This is a genomic window from Exiguobacterium mexicanum, assembly GCF_005960665.1.
Lineage (GTDB): Bacteria > Bacillota > Bacilli > Exiguobacteriales > Exiguobacteriaceae > Exiguobacterium > Exiguobacterium mexicanum_A.
On sequence record NZ_CP040676.1, the window covers coordinates 2,126,355 to 2,150,314 of the forward strand.

Genomic DNA, 23,960 nt, shown 5'->3' on the forward strand with positions numbered 1-23,960 from the left:
TGGTTCCCTCCTCTTAATTCACGCGATTAGCCGCGCGACCATTAACCCGATGACCATCCAAGCGCCAAACAACGTGTTCACTTTTGCGGTCATCGCCATCGCCGGCATGAGTTCAGCCGGTTCACGCTTGACCCAAAAACGCTTCACTGCCCGTACCATGATTGGAATTGTCAGCAATGACAACAGCACCCACGGCGTCACGCCAAACCCGAATACGGCGACGAGGATGCCGACCAATGCCGCGATAAAGAATCCGGCCAAGACGAGAACGGCACGACGATGTCCGACGAGACAGGCGATTGTTTTGCGCCCATTCACTTTATCATTATCCAAATCACGAATGTTGTTCGCGAGCAAGATCGCCCCGATCAAAAGCGCCATCGGAAACGATACGAGCAACAGTTCTGTCGTCACCGTCCCGATTTGGATATATCCCGAGATGCCGATGATGACATAACCCATGAATAGGCCAGCGACGATTTCCCCGAACGGCGTGTAGGCGATCGGGAGCGGACCTCCCGTGTACAGGAATCCGACGACCATCGACAGCACTCCGATCCAAATTAAATGCCAACTCGTTGAAGCCGCAATATAGAGCCCAAGCACAGCCGCCACCCCATACATACCGAGCGCGATGCCGAGCACTTGTCCGGGTGTGAACCCATCACGTACGATCGAGCCACCGATTCCAATGGAACCTTCGTGGTCGAGTCCACGCTTGTAATCATAATATTCATTAAATAAATTCGTCGCGATTTGAATCAAGACCGAGGCGATGAGCATCGCTAAGAACAATCCCCACTTCAACTCGACTTGCCCGAGGACGATGAACGTCCCTAACAGCACCGGTATGAAGCTCGCTGTCAACGTATGCGGGCGAATCATGCGCCAATACGCACCTTTCTCTCTCTTCTTCATGCACTTCCCTCCCTTCGTTAGTTTACGTCTCTTTGAAAAAACCTGTCAATGCCCGCCGCTCGGACGGCTCCCTTCACTTTCTCGAGCATTTGACGGCCAGTTCTGTTGTGAAGTCATGATACACTAAAGAATGAGAATTCCATTGGATTGAGGAGGCTTTTCTTTCATGCCAGATACTCAAACACACATTAAACAACGAATCGAACAAGCCCATAAACGGGCACGTGCTTGGCAACGACCGGTACTTGCCTCGTACACGTGGGAAATCCCTTCGTTCGACGCGTTCCATATTATTCAAAACACTGAAACGTCCCACTACTATTTTTCGACGCCAGACCGCTCCCTCGAGATGCTCGGATGTGCCGATGCGCTCGTGTTGACGGCTTCTGGTCCCGAACGTTTCCAACGTCTACAGTACGATTGGAGCCTGCACCGCCGGGACGTCGACGCGGTCATTTATGCGTTCTCGGGCTTTTCGTTCGACACGTTCGTGCGGCCCCAAAAAAATATGTGGGAAGCGTTCGGTGAAGCATCGTTGGTCGTGCCGAAATTTCTATATCGCCGCTCGGGCGACAAGCACACGTTGACCGTTTCGACGCTCGTCTCGGCCAAACGTTCGGTCGAACAATATTTGATTCAATTGGCCGATCAACTCGCCCAGTTCAACGCGCTACATGCGCCCGACGAACAAACACCGACTTACTCGCAAGTCAAAGACGGCGTCGACCATTTCAAGTCGAGTTTCCAACAAGCTAAACTGAACATCACTGAAGAACGAGTCGAAAAGATCGTCATCGCCCGGGAAGAAATCTACCAGACCTCGGAAGAGGCGTTCCCGTTCGCGACGACACTGCGCCACTTGTCAGAACATCAGACGGGCAGTTACGTGTTCTTGTATCAGCCGAAGCGGGAAATCGGATTTTTCGGAGCGACGCCGGAACGGCTCGTCAAGAAACAAGGACCGTACATTGAAACGGCCGCCATCGCCGGCACCATCAAGCGACCAGACACCGAGATCGAATCGGATGTAGCCAAACAGACGTTACTCCACGACGCCAAAAACCTCGAGGAACACCAAATCGTCGTGAAGGACATCAAGAACGCCCTCACACCATACGCGGCTACCATCAAGGCACCGGAGTCGCCGCGCATCTTGGAGAACCGGTCGGTTTTCCATCTGCACACACCGATTCAAGCAACGCTCGATACGAACGCATCCTTGCTGTCGATCATCGAGTCGCTCCACCCGACCCCGGCGCTCGGTGGATCTCCGAAACGGACGTCTGTCCGCTTGTTGCGCGAGATTGAACGGTTCGACCGCGGCTGGTACGGGTCACCGTTCGGTTGGCTGAACACGGACGGTGAAGGAGAGTTCGTCGTCTCGATCCGGTCGGCTCTTGTCCACCATCAATTCGTGGCGCTATACGCAGGCTGTGGAATCGTCCAAGAGTCTGAACTCGAAGCGGAGCTCGCCGAGACAGAAATCAAGCTCAGTCCAATCAAGCAAGCTCTCGGATTGGACAAAGTACGCGCAGGAGGCAATGAAGCATGAATGAACCGTTAACGGAGTGGGTCGCCGGTATGATGAACCGGCTCGTCGAACAAGGGGTCGAGGACGTCGTCATCAGTCCCGGCTCTCGCTCGACACCGCTCGCCATGGCCGCCTATCTTCATCCGAGCGTCCGACATCATATCATCGTCGACGAACGGTCGGCCGCCTTTTTCGCACTCGGGTTGACTCGTTCGCAATCATCGTTGCGCCCGGTCGCGCTCATCTGCACGAGCGGTACTGCCGCCACCAACTACTTTTCGGCGGTGGCCGAGGCAAATATCTCACAACTGCCGCTCGTTGTGTTGACGACCGATCGGCCGCACGAACTTCGGAACGTCGGGGCGCCTCAAGCGATCGACCAAGTTCGACTGTACGGCGAACACGTGAAAGCGAGCGTCGACCTCCCCGTTCCTGAAGCAGCGAGTCAGCGCTACATGGAACAGACATTCGCCCGGCTCGTCCGGACGAGTATGCATGCGCCTTTCGGTCCGGTCCATGTGAACATCCCGTTCCGTGAACCGTTGTTGCCGGATATCGAGCGCTTGACGTCACTCCTGGGCGGTGAAGCCGAATCCTCTGAGCCGACCTATCTTAAACCGACAAGTCTCGACTTGAAACGGTTCAAACAAGAGATTGACGTCAATCGTCTCGCCTTCATCGTCGGACCAGGTACTCCGACATCATGGCTTGAGCCTCTCTACACGTCGGCGCTGGCCCATCGTATTCCGGTCTTCGCCGACCCATTGAGCGGGATGCGCCGGTTTGACCATGTCTTGACGAACTATGACGCGTGGCTCGCGAGCGAGCATCGCACGGAATGGACACCTGACGCGGTCGTCCGGTTCGGGGCTGCCCCCGTCTCGAAACGGCTGAATCAGTGGCTTCACGACGTGCCATACGTCTTGATCGAGCAACCCGGATCGTTCCGCGACCCGTCGAACAGCGCCACGGTCGTGTACGGCGATGCGATTGATTATGTCGCCACCATCAACAAAGACTATGACGCCGACTTATTCGATCGTTTCGCATTGTTCGAACGCGTCGCCGAATCCGCAAAACCTGCTTTGAGCGGAGAAAGCGCATTGACGCGTCATTTGCTGGCGTCTCGTCTTGATCGCATCTTCGTCAGCAATAGCATGCCGATCCGTGATATCGATACAACACTTTCAGCCGGTCAGTCAATCGACGTCCTCGCCAATCGCGGGGCGAACGGGATTGACGGCATCATATCGAGCGCGCTCGGTGCCTGTCACGATACGGACAAGGCCGCCCTGTTAATTGGCGACTTGGCGTTTTATCATGACAGCAACGCCCTGCAACTCGTCAAATCGCACCCAGGTACGTTCTCCATCGTCGTCGTCAACAATGATGGCGGCGGCATCTTCTCCTTCTTGCCACAAGCTTCGATCGCACCGCAAATGTTCGAGGACTTGTTCGGGACGCCGCTCCACTTGAACTTGCGCGGATTTGCCGAGACATACGGACTCAGCTATCGCTTGCTCGAGCAGCCTGAAGATGTCATGACGGCGATTGAAGCAGGCGTTCAGCTGATCGAATTTCCGTCTGATCGCGCTAGAAACGTGGCCGAGCATCGTCGTTGGACCGCTTCACTCACGGACCGTTTGACGACGGAGAACGAAACGTGATGCGTTCCGTGCGTGGCGTCTCCTATGAGGTGCTCGAACGTGGGAGCGGCCGTCCCGTTTTGCTTCTTCATGGATTCACCGGGAGTGCGGCTTGGATCTCCCAGTTCCCTGAGCTCCCCGTCCGGCTCGTCGCCCCGTCGCTATTGCAACACGGCGGCACCGGACAGCAAGCGGTCGGGCGTGCCAAGATGAGTCAACAGATTAAAGACTTGTCGGTGCTACTCGATACGGACGAAGGTCCGTGGACGGTCGTCGGTTACTCGCTCGGCGGACGTATCGGGATGACACTCGCCGCCTATGATGATCGGGTCACCCATTTCATCGGCATTAGCACGACGCCCGGGCTCGACATAGCGGCTGAACGTCGACAACGCCGGCTTCAAGACGAAAAGCTCGCCGAATTCATCGAGCGAGCAGGACTTGAGGCGTTCGTTGACCGTTGGGAACGTCTTCCGCTCTGGCATCAAACCGACGAGATGCGCGCCGCCCTACGTCCTGAGCGGTTGGCCCAACGTCCAGCCGCACTCGCGGACAGCCTCCGCGCCATCGGGACGGGTAGCATGCCGTCGATCTGGCCGCTACTCGATTGTTTACCTCGCACCGATTTGATCGTCGGGGAACACGATGTGAAGTTTCAACAGATTGCTCGGAATATGCAGTTGATTCGTCCCGATATTGAAATTCATGAAATTTCGGACGCATCTCATGCTCCACATGTCGAGAATGCCCAACAATTTGGTACAATGATAGAGAAATTGATTTTAGGGGGAATTTAAATGGAATCAGTAGCAAACTGGACATCGGTCCGCACGTACGAAGATATCAAGTACGAGAAGTGGAACGGCATCGCAAAAATTACCATCAACCGCCCGGAAGTACGGAACGCGTTCCGTCCACTCACGGTCAACGAGCTCATCGACGCGTTCGCACGCGCCCGTGACGATAAAGAAGTCGGTGCCATCATCTTGACTGGTGAAGGCGATCAAGCCTTCTGCTCAGGCGGCGACCAAAAAGTCCGCGGCCACGGCGGCTACGTTGGTGACGACGAGATTCCACGCTTGAACGTCCTCGACCTTCAACGTTTGATTCGCGTCATCCCGAAACCAGTCATCGCCATGGTAGCCGGTTATGCGATCGGTGGCGGACACGTCTTGCACGTCGTCTGTGACTTGACGATTGCAGCCGACAACGCTCGTTTCGGTCAAACTGGACCAAAAGTGGGCTCGTTCGATGCCGGTTACGGTTCAGGTTACTTGGCCCGCATCATCGGCCACAAGAAAGCACGCGAAATCTGGTACCTCTGCCGTCAATACGACGCACAGCAAGCGCTTGACATGGGACTCGTCAACACGGTCGTTCCACTCGAGCAACTTGAAGCCGAGACGATCCAATGGTGCCAAGAGATCTTGCAACACTCTCCGACGGCCCTTCGCTTCTTGAAAGCAGCGATGAACGCCGACACGGACGGACTCGCAGGACTTCAACAGCTTGCCGGCGACGCGACGCTTCTCTACTACACGACAGACGAAGCAAAAGAAGGCCGCGACGCCTTCAAAGAAAAACGCGATCCAGACTTCGGTCAGTTCCCGCGTTTCCCGTAAATCGACAAAGAGTAGCGACTTCGCTACTCTTTTTTTGGAGGTTCTGATGATGAATCGTTATGTGACACAACATCGACGCGACGCCATGGCACTCGTCACCGCGTCCGTCAGTTTGACTTGGGCCGAGTTAAGCACGGAAAGCTCCCGTTTGGCCCACTTCCTGGAACGGGTCGCACCCGAAGCCCGGCATATCGGATTACGCGCTGTGAACAGCGCTGATTATGTCATCGCTGTCCACGCCATCCAATTACTCGGAAAAGTACTCGTTCCGCTCAACACACGGTTGACGATGAGCGAACTGGCAGGACAAATCGAGACGGCCGATATCAATGTATTGCTCGTCGATGAACCGATTGAACTGTCGATCACCCAATTCGCGTTGACGTCACGAGATGAGGCGTCACTCGCTACACCGCACGAGTGGGCAGACGATGAAGTCATGTCGCTCATGTTCACCTCAGGCACGACTGGACGGGCCAAGGCCGTAAAGCAGACGTTCGGCAATCACGTCGCGAGCGCCGAGGCGGCCAAGACGCGCCTCGGTTACGGGATAAGTGACCGGATGCTCGTCGTGACGCCGCTCTTCCATATGAGCGGACTCGCGCAAGTGTATCGGAGCGCTCGTTTCGGTTCGCTACTATACGTCGAACCGAAGTTCGATGTCGCTCGTACACTCGAGTTGATTGCGACGGCAAGAATCACCCACATCTCGCTCGTTGCGGTCATGCTTAAGCGGCTCCTCGACGCAGGTCTCTCCCGCCATCAGTTGCAACTTCTGCTCGTCGGCGGCGGTCCCGTACCGCGTCCGTTGCTCGAAGAAGCCGAGCGGCGGCAGTTACCGGTCGCCCAGACGTACGGGATGACGGAGACGTGTTCGCAAGTCGCGACGCTGTTGCCAGCCGAGGCACTCGCCCACATCGGTTCGAGCGGTCAAGCAATCGCGCCGACCCAACTCCGTATCAATGCGGATGGGGAGATTGAAGTGAACGGACCGACGGTGACCCCTGGTTACTATAAACAGCCAGAGGCCGATGCTTGGACGCCCGACGGCTATTGGCAAACGGGCGACCTCGGCACGATGAAAGACGGTTACTTGTACGTCCATGACCGCCGCAGTGATTTGATCATCTCCGGCGGTGAGAACATTTATCCGGCCGAAATCGAGAGCGTGTTATTGCGTTGCCCGGGCATTCAAGACGTCGGGGTCGTCGGTCGTCCCGACCCGACTTGGGGAGCGGTACCCGTCGCCTTCACGGTCGGTACGTTCGATTTCGATGAGGCGATTCAGCTGCTGCACGACCATCTGGCATCTTATAAACATCCGAAAGCATGGATTGCCGTCGACGAGCTGCCTCGTAACGCCAACGGTAAATTGATGCGTCATCGCTTAAAGGAGGCTGACCATGATTCGTCGCGCTGAACTGTATATCGTCCCCCTCACGTTCAAACATCCGATTGTCACCGCCCACGCCGTGTTGACGACGAGACGGACGGTCATTCTCCGGCTGGAGACGGTCGACGGTGTTGTCGGCTACGGGGAAGGTGTCGCGTTCGAGACGCCATGGTATACGGCTGAGACCGTCCGCTCCGTCATCGATACGTCCGCTTTGATTGTCCAACTTCTGAAAGGGATGACGTTGTCTGCCACCTCGTTCGGTCCCCATGTCAGCTCGATCATCGGCCAACCGATGGCGAAAGCGATGTGGGAGAGCGCTCTATGGGAAGTGGAAGCGGCCCGCGCGAATCAGACATTAAAACAATACGTCCAAGCCGGCGATGCCGTGGCATGCGGCCGGACGATTGGCATCGGTCTGCTCAGTCAGACGTTGAACGCCATCGAGGCTGCGCTCGCGTCCGGATTCGACCGGATCAAGTTAAAAGCGTCCCCGCATGAACTGCTTCCTGCGCTCGGCGAGATTCGCAGCGTTTTTCCGGACGCCCCGCTCATGATTGATTTGAACGGAAGTGGCTCCGAGCAATCGCTTGACTGGTTCGAGGCATTGGACACCTACCGTCTCTTGATGATCGAACAGCCTTATCCGAGCACATATTGGGTCGAGACAGCGGACTTGCAGGCACGGCTCACCACACCGATTTGTCTCGATGAATCGATCAGTGCGGCTCAAGACGTGGCGACGATGCATCGACTTCGAGCCGGTCGCATCGTCAATATCAAACCGGCCCGCGTCGGCGGCTGGAGCGAGGCGCTCGCGATTCGCGATAGCGGCACCCCCTACTGGGTCGGTGGGATGTATGAGTCCTCCATCGGCCGTTATCACACGCTCTTATTCGCCTCATTGAACGGAACCGCCTACCCGGCCGATATGGCCGGGACGAGCGCTTACTTCGAGACCGATTTGCTCGATACCCCGCTCGAAGTCGAGAACGGACAATTGATGCTTCCCGACCAGGTCGCACCGGATTGGACGAAAATCGAGCAACTGAGCGAACAGACGATTCGACTCCTGTAAAAACTCCGCAAAAAAGGCGGCAGACTTCGCGTCTGCCGCCTTTTCATCGTTAACGGAATGTGCCCGTCAATACTTCATAGCCGTCTTTCGTGACGACGACCGTGTGCTCGAACTGGGAGACGAGGCTGTTGTTCGGGGTGAACAACGACCAACCGTCCTCTTCTGATTGATAGACGATTTCATCTTTTGTCGAGATGAACGTCTCGACGGCAATGACTTGTCCTTCTTTCAAGATGTCGTTCTCTTCACGGCTATAGTAGTTGGAAATCGTCTCCGGCTCACCGTGGAGCGTGCGACCGAGGCCATGGCCCGCCAAGTTACGAATGACCGTGAAGCCGTTCTTACGGGCATCGGCATAAATCGCTTTCCCGATTTGGTTGACCTTGACGCCCGCCTTCACTTTGCTGAGACCCGCTTCGAGCGATGTCAATGACACTTCGACCAACCGCTCGTGTTTAGCCGATTTCGGTGTGCCCGCGATGACCGTACGTCCTGTGTCGGCATAGTAGCCGTCCTTCACGGCCGATACGTCGACGTTGACCACGTCGCCGTCTTGGATGACGAGGTCACCTGGAATCCCATGGGCTGCGACTTCATTGATGGAGATACACGTATAACCCGGGAACTCATACATCGTGATTGGGGCCGAGGCGGCCCCTTCCGCTTCTAAAACACGCTGCCCGATTTCATCCAACTGTTTCGTCGTCATGCCTGGCTTGACTGCTTTCGCCATCTCATCGCGAGCCAAGGCGACAATCCGCCCAATCTCGCGCAATGCATCGTAATCATAATCTAACATCATTTTCCCTCTCAATCTAATAGTCGATTTTGATATAAGAACTCTTCAGATAAATCGGCAAACAAGAACATGCCGTCCGGTAACGGATAACTGAACGTCCGCGTCACTTCGTTCGAACTGAAGTCGCGATAATCCTCGGACAAGTAGCCCCGTCCGCGCACGTCCATCGCTGCCATCGTCCGAATAAAGTACGGACGGAAACTCCAATTATAGCCGCGATACGTGTTATCGACCGTCCAAGCGGACTGTGCCTGATAGACGTTTGCGCTCGTCTGGAACCCGGTTTGGTCCGTCAAATAGTAACGGACGAACGTCCCTTCGAGTTTCGGGGCAATATGGAGCAACCATTCATCTTTCTTATCGCGCGACCACTTCCCGCTTTGGACGAGGTCGTGGATTTGTTTATGGAGTTCGAACTCCAATTCATATAATCGCTTTAATCGCTCTTGATCGTGTAAGAAGAACGACGGTACTTCTTGCGTCAATACGCTCATACCTTTCGCTTCGCGCGGCGGCATCGCATCGCTTTGCCCGAGGAGACTTCCCATATAATAACGTCCGCCATGACGCCACGCATAACGCAACTGTCCGAGATGGTCGATCGATTTATAGAGGAGCGGAGCCCCGAGACGGGAAGCGATATATTCCATCGTCTGAAGCATTTGCGGATACGTGACCGATAACGTCTTCTTCTCGACCATCGTCGCCAAATCGACGAGCAACATCTCAGGCGCCACCGTCATGATGTCTTCGATGCTCGTTGATTCTGCGAAGTCGAGCGCGACTTTAACACCAGATGAACGATAATATTGGACGACTCGTGACAAGCGTGACACGTCAACGAGATCCGTCCCTTGAAGCGTCACATAAATGCGATGGAGCGGGAAGTTCAATTCTCGAAGCGGGGCCAAAAACGCCTCGCCTCCTTGTTCGAGAATCCACTCTGACCGACATCGGAACGTGACGAATTGCGTCGCATCCCTTAACTGTTCGGCCGCTAAACGCTCCATCCGTTTGGCGATATCGAGCTGATACTCGAGCGGAACGTCATCGTCGTAAAAGAATGGGGTGAGCGACTCGCCCCTGAACTGTCCATGGACCATATAACCTTCTACTTGGAAGGTGGCGGCTCCCAGGATTGGTTCAAATGTCACTTCGACTTCTTCTGGATTCATCATCACATCCACTGCGTCCAACTTGATCACCTCGTCTTTTTTCTAAACACGAAAGCGAGCTGGGTTCAGCTCGCTCGTGTATGCACATACATATAGGCACCGAAACAAGCAATGAAATATACGATACTCATCACACCGTAGCCGATTCCCATCTTCCCGCCCACGCCGATGGCCATCACAAGCCAAATCATCGCGCCGAACAGAAGCGTGGCGACCGGGATATATCGAAAATTCGGACGCTCGGTCCGCGTAATAATCGGTTTCAAAGCCAGAACGCACGCCACTAGTATGACGAGACCAAAACCTAGTTCAATCATCCGTTGACACCTCATTTTTCTGTCTCTACTCATTTAGTGTAGCATGACACCAAAAAAAAAACCGCAAATCCACTTAGGGAGATGCGGTTTTAGTTATTGATTAGTCACGCGGACGGCGTGGGCCACGGTCGTCTGAACGACGACGGTCGTCTCCACCCGTGCGTTTGCCACGGTATCCACCGCCGCCACCGCTGCGTCCACCACGGTCACCGCCACCACGACGTTCTCCGCCGCCGCTGCGATTTCCACGGTATCCACCACGGTCGTTACGTCCACCTTGACGTTTGACGCGTACTGGTTCTGCATACGAGATTTCAACCGGAGTTGAATCTGGCTCTTTCGTCAATCCACGAAGTGCCGCTGCAAGAAGCTCGACTGCTTCGTATTCTTCAAGAAGCTCAGTCGCAAGTTGCGTGTAAGCTTTGAAGTCGCCCGCTTGAACACGTTCGATCAATTCTTCAGCTGATTGCTTTTGGTTGCCCTCGAGCACTTCTGCGATTGTCGGTACGTGACGACGGTTCATTTTCTTGTTCGTTACGCGTTCGATTGCTTTGACTTGACCGAATTCACGTGGCGTGATGAACGTAAGGGCTGTACCTGTTTTACCAGCGCGGCCTGTACGTCCGATGCGGTGCACGTAGCTTTCCGGATCTTGTGGGACGTCAAAGTTGTAAACGTGAGTAACACCTGAGATATCAAGACCACGGGCTGCAACGTCTGTCGCGACCAAGATGTCAATCGTGCCGTTTTTGAAACGACGGATGACTTGGTCACGTTTTGATTGCGTTAAGTCACCGTGAAGACCATCAGCCGTGTAACCACGTTTGATGAGTGCTTCTGTCACTTCGTCAACACGTTTCTTCGTACGAGCGAAGATGATGCTGAGTTCTGGCGAGTCGATGTCGATCAAACGGCAAAGCGTATCGAATTTTTGACCTTCGCGCAATTCAAGGAATTGTTGGTTGATGTTCTCAACTGTCATTTCCTTCGCTTTTACTTTGATGATTGTCGGCGACTTCATGAAGCGCTCAGCAATCTTCTTGATTTGTGGTGGCATTGTTGCAGAGAAGAGAAGCGTTTGACGTTCAGCCGGAAGGCCTTTCAAAATCATCTCGATGTCTTCAACGAAGCCCATGTTGAGCATTTCATCTGCCTCGTCCAAGATCACAGTTTGGATCTCGTCGAGTTTGATCGTCTTACGCTTCATGTGGTCCATGAGGCGGCCCGGTGTGGCAACGACGATTTGTGGGTTCTTTTTCAAACCACGGATTTGGCGGTCGATTTGTTGGCCACCGTATACTGGAAGTGCGTAAACGCGCTTCGCTTCACCGATTTTGTTCAATTCTTCTGCAACTTGAATCGCAAGTTCACGTGTCGGTGCAAGAACAAGTGCTTGGACTTGACGTGCCTTTGTGTCGATTCGCTCAATTGTCGGAATACCGAAAGCTGCTGTTTTCCCTGTACCTGTTTGCGCTTGACCTAATACGTCCACTCCTGTGAGTGCGACAGGAATTGTCTCAGCTTGGATCGGTGTAGCTTCTTCGAAGCCCATTTTGAGTACACCTTTTACTAATGCTTCACTTAACTGTAAATCTTGGAATTTTGTCAAATTATATTCTCCTTTTTTCATACAAAAAACGTCTGAGGTTTTGTTCTACAGACGTTTTTCCAATGTTTCCTCGTAGTCAACTTTACTAACTATAACGTATTTGTTTCTAAAATGAAAGAAATACATTCTAAAACTTTTCATAGCCACCTGGACATGAGTTATCTTATTTCAATTTATAGCCGTTGTCGAGTTTTTCAACTTGCTTTTCTTTCAGCAGTTTCCCGAGCGCGCGTTTGAACGCCGCTTTACTCATCCCGAACTCACGATCGATCACGTCCGGCGCCGTCTTGTCGCCGTAAGGCATTTGGCCGCCGCGTTCTTCAATATAAGCACGGATACTTTCCGCGTCCGGGTCGATGGCTTCATATGCCCGCGGTTTCATCGAGACGAGTACCGTCCCGTCTTGTTTCACTTGCGTCACACGCACGGTCAATTGCTCACCGAGACGTGGCCAACGTGTCATCTCTGCTTCATGTAAGAAACCGAGTGATTCATTTTCGACCCAGACGTTCACACCGACTTCGCGTCGATTGACGACGACCGCATGGACATCTTGATTGCCCCATTCCTCTTTAGCGGGACGCGCCAACAAGTTCAAGTACGCATAGTGGGCCGGTTCCCCGAGAAGACGGCTCTTTTGATCGTACTTGAGACGAATGCAAAGCTTGTCCCCTTCTTTTGGCCAATACGACCGGTTCTCAGGAAGATCATCTAATGAGACGAGTACATCCTTTTGAATCCCGATATTGACGAACACACCGGTGTTATACCGGACTCCAGTCACTTCATACCACTCATAGTCATCGAACGTGACGCTCGGAATCGTCATCGTCGAAGCGAGACGTCCTTCTGAGTCGTGATAAAGGAAGACCCGCACCGTCTGTCCGACTGTGACTTCCTCAGTTTGTTCTTTTCGATGAAGGAGTACCTCTTCGCGACCGTTTCCGATAAACACACCAAAATCAGCTGAACGTTCCGCGACCAAGTCTACTACTTCTCCTGCACGTAATGCCATACAATCCACATCCTTTTTCATCTGTTACTGTCAGTATACCTACCTACACACGTTCCTAATCATATCACGTTCGATTTCCTTACTCCGTTCAATTGTGTCTAAAATGTGAACAAGATTACCCCCCCGTTATGCTAAATGGGTCCGTATACTAGCTTCTATATTTCAAATTTTGTGACAATTTTGTGAACGTGCATTTTCCATCTAGTATCCACATTTTGAAAACGTTATTATTAAGGAAGTGTTGTTTAACGATTTAGGTTTCAGCCATGGCCGAACGGGGGATATAAAATGTTTGATGTACAATCTCGATCATTCGCGAAGCGCTTCATGAAAGGCTTATTGATTGCTTTCTTCGCGCTACTCGCTTCACTTAGCTTCATTTTTTCAAACGGAGTCGATACGAACGTATCCTCATCCGTCACGATGGTCCAAGAGTAAACGCCCTCTCCTGACAGAAGGCGTTTTTTTTGTTTTGTTCCGACAAAAAAAGGGATTTTTTATGCATCTGTCGAACGAACATAACGTTCGGCTTTTATTATTGAATCATCTGGGAAGGGAGAGTCACTCATGCTATTTTATTTTCTCACCACGATTCTTTCGGTCGTCGGTTTATCCGTCTCGCTCCAAACCGGTTTTTTCAAAGACCCGATCGGTACATTCCTGTTCGCCGTATTGCTCGCTATGGGCTTATCTTCATTTAAACAGTTGGTCGCACAAACGAACGTCTTGCTCATCGAGCGCCGGAATCAAAAAAAGATCAAGCGCATCGTGGCGCGCATGCATTCAACTACGCGTAAACGTTCTACATAACGCTCGTCTTCCCCCTCCACTTTTGTTATTCTATTCTAGACAAGAAGAGCAAAACGGACTCAACCCGTAGGAGGCACAAACACGTATGAACGAAATCCCTTTATCGAACGAGTGGCTATTGCGTTATTCACCTGTCATGGAGCTTTGGCTAAAAGAAGACGGCATCTTGCTCGTCGACGATGACAATCGCATTCGACTCACGCTTGAAATCGGCAGTGACCAAGTCATGCAGTTCAAGAGCATCGAACAAGATGGGGCTTACTTTGCTGTGGACCCGGTGAATAAACGAATCACGTTCGAACTCGAGGAAGAAGAAGAGGAAAGCGATTCTCGCTTCTGGGAATAAAGATTCATGCCGAAGAGTCGGATTCTCGTCAAGAGAGGAAGACTCTTTCTTCGTGTCCAGACTCATTACTGAACGATCGAGAGGAGAAATATGTATGATCCGCACCGCCATCTGGTTTATCGCCTTTTTCGCCGTCTTACCGCTGACACTTCCGTTCTATCCGAAAGCGAAGCGACTGACGCCCCCGGAACGTTATGGATACGTCCAAACCGTCGCCTATAAGTGGGCAAGCTTTCTACTACGAATCGCCGGCGCTCGCGTCCGTGTTCACGGCCAAGAGAACATCCCGAATGAACCGGTCGTCTACGTCGCGAACCACCAAGGGAACTTTGATGTCCCAATTATGATCACAGCGACGAAACATCCAAAAGCGTTTATCTCAAAAATCGAAGTGCAAAAGTTCCCAATCATTCCGCGCTGGATGGAACTGATGGGTTGTATCTTCATCGACCGCAGCGACCGGCGCCAGTCCATTAAAGCAATCCGTTCCTGCGTCGAGACGATCCAATCGGGACAGTCGATTATCGTCTTCCCGGAAGGCACCCGCTCAAAAGGCGGACCGATCAAAGAGTTCAAAGCTGGTAGCCTGACGCTCGCCACATCAAGCGGTGCCAAAATCGTCCCTGTCGCCATTAAAGGAAGCCACCATTTGCTCGAGACGACAAACCGAATCACACCGGGTACGGTCGACGTCACGTTTTTACCGGTCATCGATCCGGCAGACGTCCCGAATAAAGAAATTGCGGCGCTGGCAGAGACGATGATTCGCCGCGTCGTTGAAGGAGAAGAATCATGAGTTTATTAGCCATCGAAGGCATTCATAAAGAATTTGCAGATAAAGTCTTGTTCGACGACATCACGATGACGATTCACCCAGGTAATCGCATCGGGGTCATCGGGGTCAATGGCTCCGGAAAGTCGACGTTCTTAAAAATCATCGCCGGCGTCGAGACCGCAGACCGGGGTTCGATGCAACACCCGAACGATTACCGGATTCGCTATTTGACCCAAACGGTCGACTTCGCCCCCGGGCAAACGATTTTAGACGCGTTGTTCACGAGTGACACCCCGTCCGTCCAAGCGTTGAAACAGTATGAGCTCGCGCGTCAAGCACTCGAGGCGAACCCGACGAGCGAACAATGGTTGGAACGCTTTATGAAAGCCCAGCAAGCGGTCGATGCAGCCGACGCATGGGAGACTGAAGCGAAGTTGAAATCGATTTTAAATCGGCTCGGTCTTCCGGACGTGACGGCAGAGATTAGCTCGCTTTCCGGTGGACAACAGAAACGGGTCGCTTTGGCCGCATCCCTACTCGACGAAGCTGACTTGTTATTACTCGATGAGCCGACGAACGAACTCGACGCCGATACGATTGCTTGGCTTGAGACGATTCTCGCTGATTACCGGGGGGCCATCCTGCTCATCACCCATGACCGTTATTTCTTGAACCGAGTCACGAATCATATCCTTGAAATCGCCGATGGCACGAGTTACTTCTATGACGGCAACTATGAGCTCTTCCTTGAGAAGCGTGCCGAACGAAAAGCCCGGTCGCATTCAATGGAGCAAAAGCGGCAAAACATCTTGCGTCGTGAGCTCGCTTGGCTGCGTCGTGGTGCCAAGGCGCGGACGACGAAACAGAAGGCACGCATCCAGCGCGTCGAGGACTTGAAGCATCAAGAGACGCTTGCCGAGGATGAGGCGCTCGAAGTATCCGTCGGTTCGCGCCGCCTCGGGAAAAAAGTAATCGAGGTGGAGAACTTGTCCTTCGGTTATGACGATCACTTGCTCATTGAAGATTTCACGTGGTTGTTCGGACGCCGGGAACGGTATGGCATCGTCGGACCAAACGGGAGTGGGAAAACGACACTCATGAACTTGCTTGCCCACCGCCTCGAACCGACGAACGGAACGGTCGTCCACGGGGAAACCGTCCATCTCGGATATTATGGGCAACAAGTCGAATTCGAAGACACGACGCGACGCGTTATCGACGAGATCGAGCGCATCGCCCAAGTCATCTATACGCCGGACGGCGAAACGATCACGGCCAGTCAGATGCTCGAACGCTTCCTATTCACCCCGGACGCGCAATACAAACCGATTGCCAAACTGTCGGGTGGAGAGAAACGCCGCCTCGTCTTGCTTCGGATTTTAATGGACGAGCCGAACGTGCTATTTTTAGATGAACCGACGAACGATCTCGACACGGAGACATTGTCCGTCCTCGAGGACTATTTGGAGTCGTTCCCAGGCACGGTCATCGCCGTCAGTCACGACCGCTATTTCTTAGATCGGATCGCCGAACAGCTGATTGCGTTCGAAGACGGGACGATCAACGTTTATCATGCGGAGTACAGTGACTATTTGGCCACACTCCAAGAACAGACGAAGCAACAAGTGAAAAAAGAATCGAAAGAGAAGAAAGAACGTGTCAAAGTCGATGTCGTCAAATTCACTTTTAAAGAGCAGAAAGAATGGGAGACGATCGAGGATGATATCGCCTCTCTCGAATCTGAGATCGAGGCAGCCGAGGCACGGCTCGCCGCAGCGGGTAGCGACCTCGGTAAAGTGAATGAACTGTACGCCGACATTGCCGCGTTGAAAGAAGCGCTCGATGCGAAGATGGAGCGATGGGAATATTTATCGGAGATTGATGAACAAATTCAAGCACAGAAGAACTAAAAACAAGGATCACGCGTCGGCGTGATCCTTGTTTGTCGTGTAGCCATGTATGGACAATTCGAGTGCAGCGCTTGGAAGCACCCTGTTCATCCTTTACTGACGATATTATGTTGAAACGCATAAACGACGGCTTGCGTCCGGTCGTAGACGTCAAGCTTCGTCAAAATGTTGGAGACGTGTGTCTTCACCGTCTTCAACGAGATGTATAGTTCATCGGCGATGACTTGGTTCGATTTCCCTTCCGCCATCAATTGCAAAATCTCACGTTCCCTTGCCGTCAGACTCTCGTGCAACGTCTTTTCCGGATGTCGGAGCCGTTCGAGCATCTTGCCCGTCACTTGGGCGGCCATGACCGGATTGCCGGCTGCCGTTTGACGAATCGCGTCGGCGATCTCGTTGGCGTTCGCCGTTTTCAAGACGTAACTCATTGCCCCGGCCTCGATGACCGGATACACTTTCTCGTCATCCAAGAAACTCGTCACGACTAAAATCTTGGCCTCTTTCCAACTCGCCTTGATCCGCTTCGTCGACTCGACCCCATCGACAGGTTCCATCACTAAATCCATCAAGACGACATCGGGCTTCTCGGCGATGGCAAGCTCGGCCCCTGTCGCGCCGTCCGATGCTTCTCCGACGACTTCGATGTCAGGCTGCGTCGACAGAAACGCCGAGACGCCGGCCCGCACCATCTCATGGTCATCAATCAATACGACTCGAATCATTCTAACCCCTCCACTTGTTGTTTCACACGCACTTCAATCTGAGTACCGACGCCTGGCACACTGACGAGTCGTAACGTCCCGCCGACCTCAGCCGTCCTCTCTCTTATCGATTGTAAGCCATATGAGGCGACTTGTGTATCATCGACATTAAAGCCGATCCCGTCGTCGTTTATTTTTAAGATGACCGTCTGTTGCACGGTCCGCATTTCGATTTCAAGTCGTTTCGCTTTCGCATGGCGAAGCGTGTTGCTGATCGCTTCTTGGACGATGCGGAACAGTTCATTCTCAGTATGTCGCGACAATTCGACTTCTTCGAGGCGCCATACGAGCTCGGTCGATTGTTTGCGTGACAGTTCTTCTAACAGGCGCTCGATTCCCGTCTTGAGCGTCATTCCTTCGAGCTCGACCGGACGGAGTTGCAACAGAAGCGAGCGCATTTCCGCCTGAGCAGTTTGTGCCATCAGTTCGACTTGTTCGATTTGTTTGGCGGCCACGTCCGGCTTCGCCTCGATCGTCTGCTTGGCTGCCGTCGTCATCATCGAGATGGCGTACAGTTGCTGGCTGACCGAATCATGTAACTCTCGGGCGACACGGCGCCGTTCTTCGACGACTGCTTCGCTGCGCGCTTCCTCGACACTGACAGGCCGGTCACCGACCCGTTTCGCCATCTCGACCATTTCTGCGCGCTGTTTCGAGATGCGTGCAATCCGTTCGAGTGTATCGCGATAAGGCGACAGCGGACGGAACGTGATTTCTTTTTGATTCTCAAGCTTCCACAAGGCAATCGCCACTTCCCGGAAGTCGCGTCGCAAATAAAAATACGAACCGACCCCGAAGATGCTACCAATCAAGACGGCGATGACGAGGATAGACACACCGAAAGGCAACCCTTCTTCACGTGTGAACAAATCTCGGAGTGAAGTCGAGTCACCTATTAAAAATGCGATCGTGACGAACAGTGCCGTCAGTAGGCTGCTAAATAACTGATGCCAGACGACCGTCCTTGGATACGAATCCTTCTTCATACGGTCATCACCTCGACACTTCCGCTCATGAGCACGATATGAATCCGGACTTTTCGCGTCGCTGACGCGTAATCGTCCGATGCCGTATAAAAGCGACGATTGAACACGGGCGAATAATTCGATTCGTCGACTTGAATCTTGCCGAATCCGATTGATGCATCAATCGAGTAATCGTAGCCGGCCGGAATGAGAATTCGGACGTCCCCGGCGAGTCCGTTCAATAATAAGAACGTCTCTCCCTCCGGAATGATGGCGCGCGACAAGTCGAGTTCGACGTCACGCAACAAGAAGAATTCATTCGTGTCTTGAAGCACGTAGTGACCGCTCTCTTTCGTCCCGAACGAAAAGGCCTGTTCTTGCCGGATATGTGACTTGAACCGACTCGATTCGAGCGGACGATTCTTGTACAGCCGATAGCCGAACATGAGCAATAAACCTGACAATACGAAGCCGAACGCCGCCGACGAGAAGATGAGCCCGACGAGCATGATACCGCCAATCCCGTAAAAGATATAGCTGACCGGCTGATTGCCTTTGCGGCTAAAACGACGCCCGATATACAGCAACAATAGCGGGACGACCATGCTGAAGAGGACGCTGTTACCACCCGTCGCGATATCGATAAATAGTCCAATGGCGAATAGAATAATCATAAAGCCGATGATTTGGCGTGTGTTCCAACGTTCCACGTTGCTTCCCCCTCTCTAACAGTATGTAACATGAAGCAAAGAAGCGATGGCCCAACCATTCGCCGGACCATCGCTGAACCGTTGCGTCAGTCTTGTTTGAAACGACGCTCAAGTTCTTTTAGTTTTGCTTCGAAATCATCTTCGTCCGCTGGATCGATCTTCTCTTCAGCGGCCGGTTCTTGTTTCTTCTCTTCTGCTTTTTTCTCTTCTTCTGTGAATGGATGTGTCTTCGACGTCTCTGCCCCGAAGATTTGATCGAGCGCACCTTTCAATAAATCCAGGTTCTCACGCATTGCGAACTCATACCGTTTGTTTTGCATCTCATCGAGTTTCAATCGCATCTCGAGAGCTCGGCGCTCGAGGGCATCGAGTTCACGTGCTCCTTCATCGAGGAGACCTTCAAAATAACGATACTGCTCACCGTAATGCTTCGACTCGAGAGCTGCCCGTTCGGCGAGCTTGTCTTCGCCTGCTTGTTTGGCGAGTTCCGTCTGCTCGTAACGCTTATCGGCCATCTGCTTGGCGTCATCGCGTTTTGTAGCAAGTTCCTCGAGCAATGACTTTTGACGCTCAACGAGACGTTCGACTGACAGCGCCTCTTTTTCAGCACCGCGGATATGGCGGTTCAATTCGGCTTCCCCACTTGAGCGTGGAGCCGAACGTGGCCCCTCTTTATCTTGAAACTTCTTCATCTCTTTCGATAGTTCTTTCGTCAACTCGTTAGCTAAATCACGAAACTGGTCAAATGGTGTTTTCATCTTGATGTCCTCCTTTTGAATCTTAGCGACGGTTTACAAACTTCTGCCAAACTTGATCGAACGATTGAAAACTGCTGCGGCTCGCACGCGACCCGTCCGCATTGAAAATCTCGACGTCTTGTTTTTGGTTGGCATACATCATATACCCTTTAAACAATACCCATGCCACCACAATCCCGATCAACGCCCAAATATTCGATAAAATTGTGATGATCCCGATCACGGCAAGCGCGCCGTAACCGATTTTTGCGCCGACATGTGTCACGGCCATAAATCTGACTCCAGCCCACAGTGCTAAGAGCGCCCCCAAACCGAACATGATCATGTTCGGTAAAAAGCCGATTAGAACGAGAACTAAAGAGATCGCGGCCACAATGAACAATACTTGCTTCACCTGGCGATTCATCGATTATCCCTCCTCGTTAAGTACACTCTTATCATAATACGTTATTTTCAATAGTGCGACGAGCGGAAGGCTTGTTTTCCCTCGGTCTGTAGACTGAGATGATAGCGTTCTCAAATCGTGTGTTATACTAGAGGCATCGAACAACGAAAGGATGATGTTTTATGAGCACCGTACAATTCGCAGTACACACTTTGTCAGCCAACAGGAGGGCGACTGTCCTCCACAACTAAAAGGAGGATTCTATTTGAATCAAACAACGACAACGGGACGTGTCACGGCACAGTTCCAACATATGTATACCATCACGACTGAAAGTGCGAACTATACGTGCAGTGTCACCGGGAAATTCCGACATGAGGCCGAAAGCGAGCGCGACTATCCGGTCATCGGCGACTTCGTCGAGTTCACCGTTCGTGAGCATGGTCAAGGCGTGATTCGACGTCTCCTTGAGCGGCGCACTGTCCTGTCACGGGCAGCTGCCGGCAACGAGACGCGCGAACAATTGATCTGCGCGAACGTCGATTTTATCTTGATCACGATGGCGTGCGGGCATGATTTCAACCTGCGCCGGCTCGAGCGCTATTCGCTCGCCGCGTGGGAAACCGGAGCCACCCCGCTCATCATCTTGACGAAATCGGACCAAGTCGACAACGCCGAGGCGCTCGTCGATGAGCTCGCTTTGACGGTTCCGGGGGTCGATGTCTTCCCTGTCAGTTCACTCACAGGCGACGGCGTCGAGGCGTTGCGAGCCGCACTGCCGAGCGAAAGCACGATCGTACTCGTCGGTTCGTCCGGCGTCGGGAAATCGTCACTGACGAACGCGCTTGCCGGTGAGACCGTCGCCGAGACACAAGCCGTACGCGAGAGCGATGAACGCGGCAAGCACACGACGACACATCGTGAACTGTTCCGGATTGACAATTTGTTCGTCATCGACACCCCGGGCATGCGTGAGTTCGGACTTTGGGACGGGGCCGATCACCTCGACGACACGTTTCGGGATATCGAGGCACTCGCCGAGACGTGTCGGTTCCGGGACTGTGCGCACAGCACCGAACCGGGCTGTGCCGTCCGATCCGCCATCAAAAACGGTATACTCGATGCGAAACGCTATCAGAGCTTCGTCAAGCTCGAGCGCGAGCTCCGCTACGCGGAAAAACGGCAAGCAGAGGCGGCGCGTCTCGCTGAGAAGAAGAAACGAAAAACGAAAGCTTAATCTAAGAGAGGAGTCACAGAAAAACTGTGGCTCCTTTTTCGACCTTCCTGCCCTAGCACCAAGTCTTATCACCAATCCGACATTTGTGAACAATCGTTCAGAAATAGTTCGCCCAAATGCAGGTAAAACCCTCGAAAGTAAGCGGTTTCTCCGCTACAATGGACTCGTATTGTCACAGATTAAAATCGCTAATTATAGGGAGAGACTTATGAAAACATTGAACGAACGCGCACTCGAGATGCATGCCTTCCATCACGGAAAATTGGAAACGACACCGAAAGTCGACGTCGACACGAAAGAAGCGCTCAGCCTCGCCTATTCACCAGGTGTCGCCGAACCGTGCCGTCGCATCGCCGAGGATAAAGAGTTGTCGTATGACTACACGCTCCGCGCCAACACGGTCGCCGTTGTCTCGGACGGGAGCGCCGTGCTCGGTCTCGGCAATATCGGTCCAGAAGCCGCACTACCGGTCATGGAAGGGAAAGCCGTCTTGTTCAAAAGCTTTGCCGGGGTCGATGCGTTCCCCATCTGTCTCGACACGCATAACGTCGACGAAATCGTCCGGACGGTCGAACTGCTTGCGCCGACATTCGGTGCCGTCAACTTAGAAGACATTAAAGCACCCGAGTGTTTTGAAATCGAGGCCCGTTTGAAACAATCGCTCCCGATTCCCGTCTTCCATGACGACCAACACGGGACGGCCATCGTTGTCCTAGCAGGTCTCGTCAACGCACTGCGACTCGTCGACAAGACGATGCCTGAACTTCGGGTCGTCATGAACGGTGCCGGGGCTGCCGGCATCGCCATCGCGAGACTGTTGAAGCGTTTCGGCGTCGAAGACCTCGTCATCTGTGACACGAAAGGCGCAATTTACGAAGGACGCGTCGAAGGGATGAACCCGTTCAAAGATCAAATCGCCAAAGCGACAAACCGGAAGCAACATGAAGGGACGCTCGCCGATGTGCTTCAAGGTGCCGACGTCTTCATCGGCGTCTCGGCGGCCGGTGCCGTCACCGAAGAGATGGTTCGTTCGATGGCTGTCGACCCGGTCATCTTTGCACTCGCGAACCCGATTCCGGAGATCATGCCGGACCTCGCGACAAAAGCTGGGGCGCGTGTCGTCGCGACCGGTCGTTCCGACTTCGCCAACCAAGTGAACAACGTCCTCGCCTTCCCTGGTATTTTCCGCGGGGCGCTTGACGTTCGCGCCACCGAGATCAACGAAGAGATGAAAGAAGCGGCCGTCCACGCGATTGCCGACTTGTTGACCGAGGAAGATCTCATAAACGGGGTCGTCATCCCAAGCCCGTTCGATGAGCGAATCGCACCCGCCGTCGCAGTCGCAGTCGCCAAAGCCGCCGTCGAGACCGGCGTCGCCAAGCGCCCACTCGATGAGGCAGCCATCCGTCAGCACGTCAGTCAAAAACATTTGTAATCCAAAAACTGCGCAGACCGTGACGGTCTGCGCAGTTTTTTAAACGGTTCCTTGTAAGATCCCTTCCGCCCATTCGACTTCTTCCGTCGTCGGGGGTTTAATCCCTTTGAGCGGATAGTCGAGACCGAGTGCCTCCCATTTATAGACACCCATCTCGTGGTACGGCAAAATTTCGACTTTCTCGACGTGGTCGAGCTTTTGAATGAACGCTGCCGTGCGGCGGAGCGCTCCTTCATCAAGTGTCCATTCCGGGACGAGGACGTGGCGAATCCACATTTTCGTTCCGCGCTCGGATAAATGTTCAGCAAGCGCGAGCGTGTTGACGTTGCTCCGTCCTGTCAGTTTCTTACACATGTCATCGTCGATATGTTTGATATCGAGTAAGACGAGATCCGTATGATCTAAGATGGCGTCCAAGTTAGGGGGACGAAGTGCACCCGACGTGTCGAGCGTCGTGTGGAGCCCGTGTTTCTTCGCTTCACGCAAGAGCGCTTCTAAAAACTCTGGCTGCGCGAGCGGGTCGCCCCCTGAAATCGTGATACCGCCTTTTGATGCTTCCATGAACGGACGATAGCTGAGCGCTTCTTGAATGACGTCCTCGGCCGAACGATGGTTATTCTTTTTGAAATCCCACGTGTCAGCGTTGTGGCAATACAAGCAACGAAGCGCACAACCTTGTAAAAAGACGATAAAACGAATTCCCGGGCCGTCAACGGTTCCAAACGATTCGACCGAGTGTACATATCCCATTGTCATCGAAATGAC

The 23,960-nt window shown here is 53.1% G+C and carries 25 protein-coding genes; 13 read left to right on the forward strand and 12 right to left on the reverse strand.

Features of this window, described 5'->3' with window-relative positions; translation table 11 throughout:
• Window positions 1–18 precede the first annotated feature (18 nt).
• Window positions 19–918: a 1,4-dihydroxy-2-naphthoate polyprenyltransferase gene (locus FED52_RS11330; protein ID WP_138859928.1), complete on the reverse strand. Its 900-nt coding sequence runs from the start codon at window positions 916–918 to the stop codon at window positions 19–21.
• A gap of 166 nt (window positions 919–1,084) precedes the next feature.
• Here FED52_RS11330 and FED52_RS11335 point away from each other — a divergent pair, with 166 nt between their 5' ends.
• Genes FED52_RS11335 through menC form a run of 6 tightly spaced genes read left to right on the forward strand, consistent with a single transcriptional unit; the run spans window position 1,085 to window position 8,188 of the window.
• Window positions 1,085–2,470 (forward strand): isochorismate synthase, encoded by a 1,386-nt coding sequence (locus tag FED52_RS11335; protein WP_034781040.1) that lies wholly within the window; start codon window positions 1,085–1,087, stop codon window positions 2,468–2,470.
• Window positions 2,467–4,116, forward strand: a complete 1,650-nt coding sequence (menD, locus tag FED52_RS11340) for a 2-succinyl-5-enolpyruvyl-6-hydroxy-3-cyclohexene-1-carboxylic-acid synthase (protein ID WP_138859929.1) — start codon at window positions 2,467–2,469, stop codon at window positions 4,114–4,116. Before FED52_RS11335 ends, menD begins: the two co-directional genes overlap by 4 nt.
• Window positions 4,116–4,892, forward strand: coding sequence for an alpha/beta fold hydrolase (locus FED52_RS11345; RefSeq protein WP_138860339.1), 777 nt, complete (start codon window positions 4,116–4,118; stop codon window positions 4,890–4,892). Before menD ends, FED52_RS11345 begins: the two co-directional genes overlap by 1 nt.
• Window positions 4,893–5,717 carry a 1,4-dihydroxy-2-naphthoyl-CoA synthase gene (gene menB / locus FED52_RS11350; RefSeq protein ID WP_021067784.1) on the forward strand — a complete coding sequence of 275 codons (825 nt, stop codon included), beginning with the start codon at window positions 4,893–4,895 and terminating at the stop codon, window positions 5,715–5,717. It begins immediately after the preceding gene.
• A gap of 49 nt (window positions 5,718–5,766) precedes the next feature.
• Entirely contained in the window at window positions 5,767–7,137 is a 1,371-nt protein-coding gene (menE, locus tag FED52_RS11355) for an o-succinylbenzoate--CoA ligase (RefSeq protein ID WP_138859930.1), read from the forward strand.
• Entirely contained in the window at window positions 7,121–8,188 is a 1,068-nt protein-coding gene (gene menC, locus FED52_RS11360; RefSeq protein ID WP_138859931.1) for an o-succinylbenzoate synthase, read from the forward strand. The genes menE and menC overlap by 17 nt, the downstream gene beginning before the upstream one ends.
• 49 nt (window positions 8,189–8,237) lie before the next feature.
• Here the strand turns inward: menC and map are convergent, their stop codons facing one another.
• The 5 genes from map to FED52_RS11385 form a co-directional block, all read right to left on the reverse strand.
• On the reverse strand, window positions 8,238–8,987 hold the full coding sequence (gene map, locus FED52_RS11365; protein WP_138859932.1) for a type I methionyl aminopeptidase: 750 nt from the start codon (window positions 8,985–8,987) through the stop codon (window positions 8,238–8,240).
• Window positions 8,988–8,998: 11 nt separating this feature from the next.
• Window positions 8,999–10,192: an EAL-associated domain-containing protein gene (locus FED52_RS11370; RefSeq protein ID WP_233005310.1), complete on the reverse strand. Its 1,194-nt coding sequence runs from the start codon at window positions 10,190–10,192 to the stop codon at window positions 8,999–9,001.
• Window positions 10,193–10,227: 35 nt separating this feature from the next.
• Complete coding sequence (locus FED52_RS11375) at window positions 10,228–10,479, reverse strand: hypothetical protein (RefSeq protein ID WP_034781064.1); 252 nt, start codon at window positions 10,477–10,479, stop codon at window positions 10,228–10,230.
• Window positions 10,480–10,579: 100 nt separating this feature from the next.
• Window positions 10,580–12,088 (reverse strand): degradosome RNA helicase CshA, encoded by a 1,509-nt coding sequence (locus FED52_RS11380; RefSeq protein ID WP_131485905.1) that lies wholly within the window; start codon window positions 12,086–12,088, stop codon window positions 10,580–10,582.
• A 163-nt stretch (window positions 12,089–12,251) separates the two neighbouring features.
• Window positions 12,252–13,103: a CvfB family protein gene (locus tag FED52_RS11385; protein WP_034781077.1), complete on the reverse strand. Its 852-nt coding sequence runs from the start codon at window positions 13,101–13,103 to the stop codon at window positions 12,252–12,254.
• 288 nt (window positions 13,104–13,391) lie between these two features.
• On the opposite strand from FED52_RS11385, the gene FED52_RS13895 reads away from it, so the two are divergent.
• The 5 genes from FED52_RS13895 (at window position 13,392) to FED52_RS11405 (ending at window position 16,944) form a co-directional block, all read left to right on the forward strand.
• Window positions 13,392–13,541: a hypothetical protein gene (locus tag FED52_RS13895; protein WP_021067792.1), complete on the forward strand. Its 150-nt coding sequence runs from the start codon at window positions 13,392–13,394 to the stop codon at window positions 13,539–13,541.
• Between the two features lie 129 nt (window positions 13,542–13,670).
• Window positions 13,671–13,913 carry a hypothetical protein gene (locus tag FED52_RS11390; protein ID WP_034781078.1) on the forward strand — a complete coding sequence of 81 codons (243 nt, stop codon included), beginning with the start codon at window positions 13,671–13,673 and terminating at the stop codon, window positions 13,911–13,913.
• 85 nt (window positions 13,914–13,998) lie between these two features.
• On the forward strand, window positions 13,999–14,259 hold the full coding sequence (locus tag FED52_RS11395) for a hypothetical protein (protein WP_034781079.1): 261 nt from the start codon (window positions 13,999–14,001) through the stop codon (window positions 14,257–14,259).
• 94 nt (window positions 14,260–14,353) lie between these two features.
• The gene (locus FED52_RS11400) at window positions 14,354–15,055 is read left to right on the forward strand and encodes a lysophospholipid acyltransferase family protein (protein WP_138859933.1); all 702 of its coding nucleotides are present in this window, start codon (window positions 14,354–14,356) and stop codon (window positions 15,053–15,055) included.
• The gene (locus FED52_RS11405) at window positions 15,052–16,944 is read left to right on the forward strand and encodes an ABC-F family ATP-binding cassette domain-containing protein (protein ID WP_138859934.1); all 1,893 of its coding nucleotides are present in this window, start codon (window positions 15,052–15,054) and stop codon (window positions 16,942–16,944) included. Before FED52_RS11400 ends, FED52_RS11405 begins: the two co-directional genes overlap by 4 nt.
• Before the next feature lie 86 nt (window positions 16,945–17,030).
• Here the strand turns inward: FED52_RS11405 and FED52_RS11410 are convergent, their stop codons facing one another.
• The 5 genes from FED52_RS11410 to FED52_RS11430 all read right to left on the reverse strand — a co-directional run bounded on the left by FED52_RS11410 (window position 17,031) and on the right by FED52_RS11430 (window position 20,544).
• The gene (locus tag FED52_RS11410) at window positions 17,031–17,666 is read right to left on the reverse strand and encodes a response regulator (protein ID WP_034781089.1); all 636 of its coding nucleotides are present in this window, start codon (window positions 17,664–17,666) and stop codon (window positions 17,031–17,033) included.
• Complete coding sequence (locus FED52_RS11415; protein WP_138859935.1) at window positions 17,663–18,691, reverse strand: sensor histidine kinase; 1,029 nt, start codon at window positions 18,689–18,691, stop codon at window positions 17,663–17,665. Before FED52_RS11415 ends, FED52_RS11410 begins: the two co-directional genes overlap by 4 nt.
• Window positions 18,688–19,380: a cell wall-active antibiotics response protein LiaF gene (liaF, locus tag FED52_RS11420; RefSeq protein ID WP_138859936.1), complete on the reverse strand. Its 693-nt coding sequence runs from the start codon at window positions 19,378–19,380 to the stop codon at window positions 18,688–18,690. The genes FED52_RS11415 and liaF overlap by 4 nt, the downstream gene beginning before the upstream one ends.
• Before the next feature lie 86 nt (window positions 19,381–19,466).
• Window positions 19,467–20,138: a PspA/IM30 family protein gene (locus tag FED52_RS11425; RefSeq protein ID WP_138859937.1), complete on the reverse strand. Its 672-nt coding sequence runs from the start codon at window positions 20,136–20,138 to the stop codon at window positions 19,467–19,469.
• Window positions 20,139–20,160: 22 nt separating this feature from the next.
• Window positions 20,161–20,544, reverse strand: a complete 384-nt coding sequence (locus FED52_RS11430; RefSeq protein WP_034781108.1) for a lmo0954 family membrane protein — start codon at window positions 20,542–20,544, stop codon at window positions 20,161–20,163.
• Window positions 20,545–20,788: 244 nt separating this feature from the next.
• Between FED52_RS11430 and rsgA the strand changes: the two genes are divergently transcribed.
• On the forward strand, window positions 20,789–21,760 hold the full coding sequence (gene rsgA, locus FED52_RS11435) for a ribosome small subunit-dependent GTPase A (protein WP_138859938.1): 972 nt from the start codon (window positions 20,789–20,791) through the stop codon (window positions 21,758–21,760).
• A 208-nt stretch (window positions 21,761–21,968) separates the two neighbouring features.
• Window positions 21,969–23,195, forward strand: coding sequence for an NAD(P)-dependent malic enzyme (locus tag FED52_RS11440; RefSeq protein WP_138859939.1), 1,227 nt, complete (start codon window positions 21,969–21,971; stop codon window positions 23,193–23,195).
• 39 nt (window positions 23,196–23,234) lie between these two features.
• On the opposite strand, the gene pflA is transcribed toward FED52_RS11440, so the two are convergent.
• The gene (gene pflA / locus FED52_RS11445; protein ID WP_021067805.1) at window positions 23,235–23,951 is read right to left on the reverse strand and encodes a pyruvate formate-lyase-activating protein; all 717 of its coding nucleotides are present in this window, start codon (window positions 23,949–23,951) and stop codon (window positions 23,235–23,237) included.
• Between the last annotated feature and the right edge of the window lie 9 nt (window positions 23,952–23,960).

Bases quoted from the DNA above. Each gene is read 5' to 3' on its own strand.
- pflA (WP_021067805.1), bottom strand. From the start codon at position 23,951: ATGACAATGGGATATGTACACTCGGTCGAATCGTTTGGAACCGTTGAC.
- FED52_RS11395 (WP_034781079.1), top strand. From the start codon at position 13,999: ATGAACGAAATCCCTTTATCGAACGAGTGGCTATTGCGTTATTCACCT.
- FED52_RS11345 (WP_138860339.1), top strand. From the start codon at position 4,116: ATGCGTTCCGTGCGTGGCGTCTCCTATGAGGTGCTCGAACGTGGGAGC.
- FED52_RS11405 (WP_138859934.1), top strand. From the start codon at position 15,052: ATGAGTTTATTAGCCATCGAAGGCATTCATAAAGAATTTGCAGATAAA.
- FED52_RS11390 (WP_034781078.1), top strand. From the start codon at position 13,671: ATGCTATTTTATTTTCTCACCACGATTCTTTCGGTCGTCGGTTTATCC.
- menC (WP_138859931.1), top strand. From the start codon at position 7,121: ATGATTCGTCGCGCTGAACTGTATATCGTCCCCCTCACGTTCAAACAT.
- FED52_RS11440 (WP_138859939.1), top strand. From the start codon at position 21,969: ATGAAAACATTGAACGAACGCGCACTCGAGATGCATGCCTTCCATCAC.
- FED52_RS13895 (WP_021067792.1), top strand. From the start codon at position 13,392: ATGTTTGATGTACAATCTCGATCATTCGCGAAGCGCTTCATGAAAGGC.
- FED52_RS11400 (WP_138859933.1), top strand. From the start codon at position 14,354: ATGATCCGCACCGCCATCTGGTTTATCGCCTTTTTCGCCGTCTTACCG.
- menB (WP_021067784.1), top strand. From the start codon at position 4,893: ATGGAATCAGTAGCAAACTGGACATCGGTCCGCACGTACGAAGATATC.
- menE (WP_138859930.1), top strand. From the start codon at position 5,767: ATGAATCGTTATGTGACACAACATCGACGCGACGCCATGGCACTCGTC.
- FED52_RS11385 (WP_034781077.1), bottom strand. From the start codon at position 13,103: ATGGCATTACGTGCAGGAGAAGTAGTAGACTTGGTCGCGGAACGTTCA.
- FED52_RS11330 (WP_138859928.1), bottom strand. From the start codon at position 918: ATGAAGAAGAGAGAGAAAGGTGCGTATTGGCGCATGATTCGCCCGCAT.
- menD (WP_138859929.1), top strand. From the start codon at position 2,467: ATGAATGAACCGTTAACGGAGTGGGTCGCCGGTATGATGAACCGGCTC.
- FED52_RS11430 (WP_034781108.1), bottom strand. From the start codon at position 20,544: ATGAATCGCCAGGTGAAGCAAGTATTGTTCATTGTGGCCGCGATCTCT.
- FED52_RS11425 (WP_138859937.1), bottom strand. From the start codon at position 20,138: ATGAAAACACCATTTGACCAGTTTCGTGATTTAGCTAACGAGTTGACG.
- FED52_RS11335 (WP_034781040.1), top strand. From the start codon at position 1,085: ATGCCAGATACTCAAACACACATTAAACAACGAATCGAACAAGCCCAT.
- map (WP_138859932.1), bottom strand. From the start codon at position 8,987: ATGTTAGATTATGATTACGATGCATTGCGCGAGATTGGGCGGATTGTC.
- FED52_RS11410 (WP_034781089.1), bottom strand. From the start codon at position 17,666: ATGATTCGAGTCGTATTGATTGATGACCATGAGATGGTGCGGGCCGGC.
- FED52_RS11415 (WP_138859935.1), bottom strand. From the start codon at position 18,691: ATGAAGAAGGATTCGTATCCAAGGACGGTCGTCTGGCATCAGTTATTT.
- FED52_RS11375 (WP_034781064.1), bottom strand. From the start codon at position 10,479: ATGATTGAACTAGGTTTTGGTCTCGTCATACTAGTGGCGTGCGTTCTG.